This is a genomic window from Pseudomonas sp. JV414 (genome assembly GCF_032424305.1).
GTDB lineage: Bacteria > Pseudomonadota > Gammaproteobacteria > Pseudomonadales > Pseudomonadaceae > Aquipseudomonas > Aquipseudomonas lini.
Window position 1 is genome coordinate 205,866 of sequence record NZ_VYKC01000011.1, and the last position, 9,593, is coordinate 215,458.

At 58.8% G+C, this 9,593-nt stretch carries 6 protein-coding genes; 2 read left to right on the forward strand and 4 right to left on the reverse strand.

The genetic code is table 11. The annotated features are described in order from the left end of the window. Position 1: 1 nt before the first annotated feature. Entirely contained in the window at positions 2-625 is a 624-nt protein-coding gene (locus F6R97_RS14785) for an FMN-binding negative transcriptional regulator (RefSeq protein WP_315866740.1), read from the reverse strand. Between the two features lie 90 nt (positions 626-715). Between F6R97_RS14785 and F6R97_RS14790 the strand changes: the two genes are divergently transcribed. Further along, positions 716-2,266, forward strand: coding sequence for a PLP-dependent aminotransferase family protein (locus F6R97_RS14790; RefSeq protein ID WP_038980556.1), 1,551 nt, complete (start codon positions 716-718; stop codon positions 2,264-2,266). A gap of 18 nt (positions 2,267-2,284) precedes the next feature. Here F6R97_RS14790 and F6R97_RS14795 read toward each other — a convergent pair whose 3' ends face one another. The 3 genes from F6R97_RS14795 to F6R97_RS14805 form a co-directional block, all read right to left on the reverse strand. Next, complete coding sequence (locus F6R97_RS14795; protein ID WP_315866741.1) at positions 2,285-6,865, reverse strand: dermonecrotic toxin domain-containing protein; 4,581 nt, start codon at positions 6,863-6,865, stop codon at positions 2,285-2,287. Between the two features lie 150 nt (positions 6,866-7,015). Continuing rightward, positions 7,016-8,131: a polyamine ABC transporter substrate-binding protein gene (locus F6R97_RS14800; protein WP_048397446.1), complete on the reverse strand. Its 1,116-nt coding sequence runs from the start codon at positions 8,129-8,131 to the stop codon at positions 7,016-7,018. Positions 8,132-8,143: 12 nt separating this feature from the next. Further along, the gene (locus F6R97_RS14805) at positions 8,144-9,175 is read right to left on the reverse strand and encodes a histone deacetylase family protein (protein ID WP_048397447.1); all 1,032 of its coding nucleotides are present in this window, start codon (positions 9,173-9,175) and stop codon (positions 8,144-8,146) included. Between the two features lie 264 nt (positions 9,176-9,439). Here F6R97_RS14805 and F6R97_RS29635 point away from each other — a divergent pair. Further along, positions 9,440-9,593 (forward strand): transposase domain-containing protein (locus tag F6R97_RS29635; RefSeq protein WP_409999803.1); only part of this gene is annotated, 154 nt, incomplete at its 3' end.

Below are 9,593 nucleotides of genomic sequence, written 5' to 3' on the forward strand. Positions count from 1 at the left end.
CTTAACGCATCAAGTGGGCGAGGGCCTGGTCGTGCACATCAGGGCTGGCGGCCAGCCCCTCGCGCACACCGGCGATGTCTGCAGCATTGCGGTTCTGGCTGAGCTTGCGTTTGCCCTCCAGACGCTGGATCGGCAAAGCAAAACCGACGATGGCCTTGAGCATGCCATCAATGTAGTCGGTGGGGGCGTCGGCGACTTTCCATGGATTGATGCGACCCGCTTCATGACGATCAGTCAGAGCGCTGACCAGAGTGCGCAGGCGATCGGCGTCGCTGAACACTTCGGCCATGCCATAGGCGTGCACGGCGACGTAGTTCCAGGTCGGCACGACTTTGCCGTGCTCGGCTTTGCTCGGGTAAAACCCCGGGCTGACGTAGGCATCGGCACCGGCAAAAATCACCAGCGCCTCGGCGCCGTTCTGCAAATCCCGCCATTGTGGATTGGCCCGGGCGAAGTGCCCGTAGAGAGTGCCATTCGGGCCTTGGTCAACATTCAGCAGCAGCGGCAGATGACTGGCTTGCAGACCTTGTTCACCGTGGGTGACCAAGACAGCAAGGCGAGTGCCGCGTATCTGCTGGTGCAGTTCATTCAAATCATCGATCGCGAAATTGCTGGGCGTGTACATGGAAATTTTCCTTGGCGAATGCGTTCATCCTAGGCAGGCTATTGGTCTGTTGTAAGAGCCATTAATGACCAATTTCATAGGTCCATTACCATGCCGAATCTGCCGCTCCCCTCGTCGTTCAATCCGGCGGGTATCGAACTCGACCGCCGTCAGGGCCTGAGTCGTCAGCTCTATCAAGCGCTGCGGGTGCGAGTGCTCGACGGACGATTGGTCAGCGGCACACGACTGCCGGCCAGTCGCGATCTGGCGGCGGCGTTATCGATTTCCCGCAACAGCGTGGTCCGTGCCTACGATCAGCTTTACGCTGAGGGCTTTATCGAGGGGCGTGTTGGCGACGGGACTTATGTCGCGCAATTGCCTCAAGCCGCGGTGCCGGTAAAAAAATTATCCACAAAAGTATCCACAGGGTTTTCAACAGGGTTACCCACAGCCTTATCCACAAATTGGCTGGATTTACCTGTGATTTCATCCAGTAAAGTTATCCACAGCGGTGCTTTGGGCCGGGTTGAAAAGAACCATTTGGCCTTGCCTCCCAGTGGTCCGCCTCGGGCATTTCGTGTTGGCGTTCCGGCCTTTGATCTATTTCCTTTCGAGGTCTGGGCCAAGCTGAACGCGGCTTTCTGGCGCAAGCCGGATTTGCAGCAACTGTGTTACGGCGACCCAGCGGGTGATGCACGATTGAGAGGGCTGATTGCTGCGTACTTGCGCAGCTCAAGGGGCATGCAGTGCTCGGCTGAGCAAATAGTGATCACCAGTGGCGCACAACAGGGGATTAGCCTTTGTGCACAGTTGCTGGTGGAGCCTGGAGATGGGGTGGGCATTGAAAATCCGGGGTATCGAGCGGCGGGTCATGCGTTCGCTGTAGCCGGTGCGCGATTGCACGGGATCGCGGTGGACAGCGAGGGCATTGATTGCACCCAATTGGCGGGGCTCAGCGATTGTCGATTGGCTTACGTCACACCGTCGCATCAGTACCCGACCGGGGTGGTCATGAGTCTGGCGCGACGTCTTGAATTGTTGGCCTGGGCCGAACGCACCCAAGGCTGGATCGTCGAGGACGACTACGATGGCGAATACCGTTACAGCGGCGCGCCGCTGGCACCGTTGGCTGCACTCGATCGGCAGGGACGGGTGCTGTATGTCGGCACCTTCGGCAAGGTCGCATTCCCGGCATTAAGACTGGGTTACCTGGTGTTGCCGCCCGGATTGGTTGAGGCGTTCTCCCAGCGTCGTGCGGTGGACGTCCGGCATTCGGAGGTCAGCACTCAAGCAGTAATGGCTGAGTTCATGGCGGCCGGGCACTTCCAGCGACACATCCGGCGTATGCGCCGTGCTGCGTTGAGTCGGCGTAACGTCTTGCTCAATGGCTGGCCTGTGGATATCCCGGGCGTCGGTAAGCTGCCCAGTGTAGCGGCCGGCCTGCACCTGACGGTATCAGTGAGCAGTGTGGCCCGAGAGCGCGAGTTGATTACCAAAGCGCAAAGCGTGGGCGTCGAGATTAATGGTCTGAGCACTTACTGGTTGCCCGACTCGCAAACACCGCTGGATCAGCGAGCCGGGCTGGTGCTGGGTTTTGCCGCGGTGCCAGAGCTGGCGATCGAAGCGGCTCTGGCCCGTTTGCGCGGAGCCTGGTGCGATTGAAAGGGCAGGTTTTTTGGTTTACGAGAAGAACAACGATTGCGCCAGTGAGCGACTGATCTCACTGCGGTGAATCGCAATGAGTTCCTGATTGCTGTGGGGATCACGCCATTCGTAGGCACCTCCCAGTCGTCGCTGATCCACCGTTTTCAGGTGCGCGGCGGTGAATGACGGCAAGGGATCGGCCGGGTTGGCGTAGTGAAAGTGGGCATACCACAGCACCTCCTGGGTTTGTTTGTCGAGAATCTCATATTCCAGCAGATAGTCTTTGCGAGGACCCTTGAGGCGGCGGCGCTGCGTTGCCTTCGCAATCTCGATCTCGCTTTTGCCTTTGAGCCACTCGACCCGGGCAGCAGTGGGGGCTTGCTGTTTGGTCATGGCGATCCGGGTGCTTCGGCCCGTGGTGTAAAGCGCTTTAGCCGCGCTGTCGAGTTTGTTGCGCAATGTGGTGGCGGCAGCGGAGCGGCTTTCGCTGATATTACCGGCGCTCAAGGCCTGGTCGATTTTTTTCACCGCGTCGTTCAGTTGTTCGGCATGCAGGTAGTAGATCTCTTCGATCTCTGTCGGGATGCGCTGCGCCCGGTTGATGTGGGCTTCGGTGCGCCGCCTGAAAGCGGGCAACTCAGTGAGCAGGTTCTGCCCGGCTTGCGTACTTTTGGACAGGTCGGGAGTTGCCCTGGGCGGTGCCGGTGGTTTGGCCGGCACTCGTTCTACCCACACCCCCGGGGATTTTTCGTGGAAGGTGGCGATCACTTTTCCCGTCAGTGGAGCCACCACGTCGACGAAGTCTGTGTCCTGTCCGCGGGCGTCCTTGCGCGGCTTGCCGACCAGCGTGCCCTTGAAGCGGGTTTTGATGATCTTTTTCGCAGGGGCTGAAGACGATCTGGACGGACCGGGAACAGGATCAATCAGCCGTTGCTCTCGCAGCAGGTTCGACAATCGTTGCACAGTGTCCTGGCTGAACTCGGCGACACGTTTTTGCACTTGATCAAGCCGTTCCTGAATGAGTTGTTCCGGGTACTCGCTGGTAAGGTCGAGAAAACGCTGGTCGATGATTGCGAACTGCTCGGCCAGGTTGTTCAGGGCCTCAATCCGGTCACCGAGGTTGTGCAGGTTTTCATCTTCACTCAGATCCAGCGAGCTTTGAATATTCAGGGCTGCGTCTTCGATCAGGCTTTCCAGCCCCTGCCGTGCTTGTTCCAGAGTCTCTGTCGTACCGGGCTTGAGGCACAGCGCCTGCCCCAGGGTGATTTGCAGCAGCTTCAAATCCTGCAGATCAAAGGTCGGGAGCTTGGCTTTGGCACTGCGTGTGATCTCTGCGCCTTCCTTGCCCAGCAGGCTGAGTTCCTCGAAGCGCGATTGAGCGAATTCGAGTTTGTCGATGATGCCCTGCGTCTGGTCGGTCATTTTTTCGAAAGGCTCGGAACGCTCTTCCTGTGGCGTCGGGTTTTCCTTGTCGAGCAACTCCAGTGTGACCCCCAGACTGCTGCGGAACACTGGGTATTGCTCGTTGATCCAGGATTGCATCAGAAACAGCTGCAGCGTGATCCGGTCGAGCATGGCGGTGCGGTAATTGGGAATGGCTTCCAGGACGTTCAGAGACTTCAGGTTCTCGATATGGGCGCTGTACGCTTTCAACTGTGAGTCCAGTTCGTCGAGGAACTGTTGGCGTGCACTTTCGACGGCGCCAGGTGCGGCCGCCAGCATGGCTTGTCGGACACGGAAGAGCTGTGTTTTCTGGCCTTCAAGTGAGGCATCGAACGCGGCGATTTCTTCCTTCTTCTTGCGCAACCGCTCCTGATTTTCCCGCTGCACTTGCTTGCGTCGGCTTTTCAGGCCTCCACCGCGTAATCGCAAGCGCAGATCGACGAACCACTCGCCCCGGACATTGCTCATCAGCAACGGCCCGCTGCGGGGAGGTTGTGGGCGTGAGTCGATGATTTGTACGTCCTCATGATCGTTGAGGATGACCTCGAACCAGCGCTCACCGACCTTGGCATACCACTGTTGACCGTGGGCGCGCAGGTGCTTGTGTGGCCCTTCGGTCATCGGTTCGGCGAGCCCTTGCGGGGCCGGGATCATCAGAGTGTCCAGAAATGATTCCAGCGCCGGTAGGGAACGTTGCAAGGCGCCGATGCCGTGAAGCGATGTTGCGTGGGTTTGTGGGAGTTCATGTGTGGGCAGGTCTGGCTGCCGGATAGCAGTGATTGGAGTTGATGGGGTTGATGGGGTTTTCTCTTCAACAGTGCGTGCCGTTACCGGACTGGCCGAAGGCGCAAGGCGCGGTTTTTTCCGAACGGCGGCGCGATGCGCCAGCACCATGCCCAGTGTCAGGAAGATATCGGCCAGTGCCGACCCTGCCAGCGATTCTTGCGGGTGTTCCTGGCTGTCGGCGACTTCTTGCAGATCATCCATGATTTGCCAGATCCACGCGGCCGTGCCGATGCCGCGCCCCAGAAACGGTAGCGCGGCATTGAAGATCATCCAGCCTCCGCGTTTGAGGGTGGCCCAGCGCGCCTCGGCATTGGAGACCGACTGGCGATCCGCCTGAGTGATCAACGCCCGGGCATTGGCCTTGAACAGGGTTGCTCGCACATCCTGCTCAATGACGTGTCCGCCCAGAACAACAAGCCCGGCCATTTGCGGCGAGACCGTAGGATCGATAAGCAACTGCGGCACCGTCCAGACCGAGGGCAAGGCGCCCGGAAATACATATTGCGAATAGTTGAAACGGACGCGGTCCGGTAGCCAGGCCAGAACCGATTGGCGCAACGATCTTGAATGGTGAATGGCATACAGCAGGTTGGCGCGGGACGGATATTGAAGCAGTGGCGGGTCGAGCAGCGGGCGATAGAGCAGGCACGGGCCCTTGTCCGGTATGCGCGGCTCGATCACGAACATATTGACGACCTCGTCGGCACTGGCGCCGGTATTTTTACCGGTGACGAAGGCCAGCGGGCGGATGACGATGTCCTGCCCATCGACCTGTCGATCGGCCGGCTCGCTGGCCAGGGCGGCAAGGACATACCGATAGCCTTGTTCATCAACATCCGCTTGTGCACGGATCTTGTTTTGCAGCGTCAGCAACGGCAGTTCAATGGCCAGTTGCCGGGTATAGAGCCGTTGCAGTGGTGAGGCTTGCGCGGCGTCGTCGACCAGTCGGCGTTTGAGCATGGCCGGGTAGGTCGCACCGATGTTGACGGCGCTGATCAGCTTTTCCACGTAGTCGTAGGTCATCCAGGCCGGTACCGCCGTGCCGTTCTTGTAGCGGACGGTCTTGTTGCCCGGCGGCAGGCCGACCAGGTTCTGCAAGGCCAGTTCGACAAGGCTCAGGGTCAGGGTTTCGTTGTCGCCAGGGAAGACGAAGGTGCCCCAGACGGTAACGCTGGTAATGCTGATTTCGATGTCGTCGAGTTTCAGGTCAGTGCCATGCGGGTGCTTTTTGTTCAATTGCTCGGCCAATGCATTCAGGGTGAAGCGCTTAATGTCGGGGATTTCTCTTTGAAAGGTTTTTCCGCTGTTTTGTTGCTCGAATACCGCCAGATCCAGCAGGTGTCGGCTATAGCAGGTCTGATCTGCAGGCGATGCTTTTTCCAGCCATTGCGGCAATGCGTGTTCTATGTGATTGAACTGGGGTTTGAGGCGCTCCGGCGGTTCCTGATTGCCAGCACTGCCGGGTCGGGAAACAAGACCGGTTTCGCTGACGCTCTGGAAGAAATCGATGTAACCGATCGCCTCAGCTTCCAGTGCAATCAATGTGCAGGCCTGCTGATCGAAGTAGTTACCTTGCGGCTCGAACAACCGCCAGTAAAGGCCTGGGTTGGGTCCCGCTAGCACTTGCGTCAACGACTGCCCCAATGCGTCGAATGAGTCGAAGCGTTGAAAGCCTTGGGTGATTGAATGCGTCAGGATCAGCGTTCGATTGCCGAGCGTGCCGATCAGCACGGCGGTATCGAGGACACTCAGGTGCTTGCGGTCAGTCGCCTCGCCGAGGTCGATATCGATCAGGCAGGCGCGGGTCTTGTACTTGTCACCCGAAAGACGCCGGGCCTTGTCCGGTTCATTGAAGACGGCCCGCGCCATGGCCCGTTGATCGGCGTCCCAGCCGTTGTCTTCGGCGATATTCCACTGGTTGCGCAAGGTATCCGACAGCAGGTACCAGCGAGGGTGGTCGGGTGTGACGGGATCGTTCCAGTAGTCCACCTGATTTTCCTGATAGGCGGTAAACAGCACGGGTGCGAGTTCATTGAGCAGGCAACCGATCGCATCGATTTTTACCGGAAGCTGGATCGCCGGCTCGACGCCCGGCTTCAGCGTCAGGAAATGTTCGCCGTCGATGTAAGTCACCGCGTCTCCAGACAAGGCGAGACGTACGAGCACATCGGTGAGGGATTCGAAACGAGGATCGCCATGGGTAATCTGTTGGTCGTTGATGATCCAGCCGGGGGTGACAACCAGGGTCAAGGCCGGGTCGATGCTCAGTTGCGGATAGAGCGGGTCAAACACGGAACGCAATAAGGTCGAAGCAACCTCGTTGATCGAGGGGCCGCTGACTAATAGGGTCAGTACGTCAACTGCACTGGGGGCGGAGGGGTCGGACATGGTCATTTCCTTCTCTGACGGCTGAGGTCGCTGTTCACGAACAGCGACGGGTCAGGGCAAGGTATTGGGGCGACGATGACGGGTGGCGGTAGATAAATATCGCAGACAAAAAAAGACCCGCGCTGGCGCGGGTCTTTGGTTTTCACGGTTTCAAGTGCCGGACTTGATCTTGGTCCAGGCGCGGGTCCGTGCCCGTTCGGCATCACGAGGCAACGGTTGCAGGGTGTAGAGCGTGCTCATCGCCGCTTCGGTCGGGTACAGGTTCGGGTTGTTGCGGATCGCCGGGTCGACCATTTCCGTGGCGTCCTTGTTCGGGTTCGGGTAGCCGACGAAGTCGCTGACTGGCGCGATTACTTGGGGTTGCAGCAAGTAGTTTATGAAGGTGTAGGCGTCTTCCGGGTTTTTCGCGCCTTTGGGGATCGCCAGCATGTCGAACCAGATCGGCGCGCCTTCTTTGGGCAGGCGCATGTCGACGATTACGCCATTCTTGGCTTCCTTGGCGCGGTTGGCGGCCTGGGAGAAGCTGCCGGAATAACCGACTGCGACGCAGATGTCACCGTTGGCAATATCGGCCATGTACTTGGACGAATGGAAGTAGGTGATGTACGGACGAATCTTCATCAGCAGCGCTTCAGCCTTGGCGTAGTCCGCCGGCTTCTTGCTGTTGGGGTCCAGGCCCAGGTGCTGCAGGGCCAGCGGCAGGATCTCTGACGGCGAGTCGAGCAGGGCCACGCCGCACTGCTTGAGCTTGCTGATGTTCTCTTCCTTGAAGATCAGGTCCCAGCTGTCCACCGGCGCGTTATCGCCTAACGCTGCTTTGACCTTGTCCGGGTTGAAGCCGATCAGGATGGTCCCGTACATGTACGGCACGGCGAATTTGTTGCCCGGGTCGTTGGCTTCGATCAGCTTCATCAGCTTCGGATCGAGGTGGTTCGAGTTCGGCAGTTTGCTGCGGTCCAGTGGCTGGAACACCCCGGCTTCGATCTGCTTGGCGAGGAACACGTTGGACGGCACCACCACGTCGTAGCCGGAGTTGCCGGTCAGCAACTTGGCCTCCAGCGCTTCGTTGGTGTCGAAGATGTCGTAGACCAGTTTGGTCTGGGTGTTCTGGGTCTTGAAATCTTCCAGCGCCTTGGGGGTGATGTAGTCGAACCAGTTGTACACCCGCAAGGTACGTTCTTCAGCGTGAACGGCACCACTGAGCAGCGTGGCGCATAGCACTGTGGGCAAGAGCGCTGGCGCGATAAAACGCTTGAGTCGGTTCATTGTTCTAATTCCTCATTGGGCGCTTTCAAAACCTTCGAGAACGTTCACGGCATTGATGCCGATTTCTTCCACCGCGTAACCGCCTTCCATCACGAACAGCGTCGGCTTGCCGAGGCCCGCGATGCGCGCGCCCATCGCCAGGTAATCCGGGCTGTCGAGTTTGAACTGGGAGATCGGGTCGTCCTTGAACGTATCGACACCCAGGGACACGACGACGATGTCGGCGCCGTACTTTTCGATCTCTTTGCAGGCCTGCTCCAGCGCTGCGCTCCAACGGTCCCAGCCTGAACCGGCGGGCAAAGGGTAGTTGAAGTTGAACCCTTCACCTGCGCCTTCACCGTGTTCGTCTTCATAACCGAGGAAGAACGGAAACTCGGCTTGCGGATGGCCATGGATCGAGGTGAACAGCACGTCGCTGCGTTCGTAGAAAATCGATTGGGTGCCGTTGCCGTGGTGGTAATCGACATCGAGGATCGCGACCTTTTTGTGGCCTTGATCGAGGAATGCCTGAGCAGCGATGGCGGCGTTGTTGAGGTAGCAATAACCGCCCATCAAATCGCTGGCGGCATGGTGTCCCGGTGGACGGCACAAGGCGAAAGCACTGCGAGCACCGCGCTGGATTTGCGCCTGCGCGGTCAACGCCACTTGCGCCGCGCTATACGCCGCTTGCCAGGTGCCGGCGGTAATCGGTGCGCCGCCGTCGAAGCTGTAATAGCCGAGCTGGCCGTGCAGGCTAGTGGGCATGATCCGGCGCAAGGTGCGGGCCGGCCAAGTGTAGGGCAGCAAGTCGCCGTCGGTATTGAACTCGGTCCAGCGCGCCCAGGCCCCTTTGAAGAAGTCGAGGTAATCGCGGCTGTGGATGCGCTGAATCGGCTCTAGACCGAAATCCTGCGGCGACTCGACCGGGCCCAGATGGCGGGACTGTACGCGTGCCAGCACATGGTCGGCCCGCGAGGGCATTTCGAAGCAGGGCATCAATTGCCCGTCCATCAATTCACAACGGCCGTGATGCAAGTGGTGATCGTCCGAGTAGATCGTCAGCATTCTTGTTCTCCGCAGGCTGATTCGGTTGCATACAGTCTTGCGGCGGGCGGCGTTTGGGAGAACGGCAGGAAAGGCCAAAAGGGGATTGATATGGCCAAAAGATTTGACCGAAATTCGCCCCTTGATTGCACGCCGATGCTTCAACATTGGGCATGGAATGCCGAACCTGTGGGAGCGGGCTTGCCCTAATGCCAGTCAGTTAAGGAATTGACTTGCCCGCCAAGCAATAATAGAAACGGGCTTATGTTTTTATGAGCTCGCTTCATGCCCCTCCAAAACGACCTTCAAGAAGTTACCAAACTTAATCCGATCTCCTTCGAACGCTTTGCACAGCTGATTGATCCTGTGTGGATTGAACAGGCGCTGGCGTCGACCGGTACGGTCTCTATTCGCCGCAGACGTCTGCCGGCCGAGCGTA

Excerpts from the sequence above, each read along its gene's own strand:
- F6R97_RS14795 (WP_315866741.1), bottom strand. The coding sequence starts at position 6,865 with ATGTCCGACCCCTCCGCCCCCAGTGCAGTTGACGTACTGACCCTATTA.
- F6R97_RS14785 (WP_315866740.1), bottom strand. The coding sequence starts at position 625 with ATGTACACGCCCAGCAATTTCGCGATCGATGATTTGAATGAACTGCAC.
- F6R97_RS14805 (WP_048397447.1), bottom strand. The coding sequence starts at position 9,175 with ATGCTGACGATCTACTCGGACGATCACCACTTGCATCACGGCCGTTGT.
- F6R97_RS14790 (WP_038980556.1), top strand. The coding sequence starts at position 716 with ATGCCGAATCTGCCGCTCCCCTCGTCGTTCAATCCGGCGGGTATCGAA.
- F6R97_RS14800 (WP_048397446.1), bottom strand. The coding sequence starts at position 8,131 with ATGAACCGACTCAAGCGTTTTATCGCGCCAGCGCTCTTGCCCACAGTG.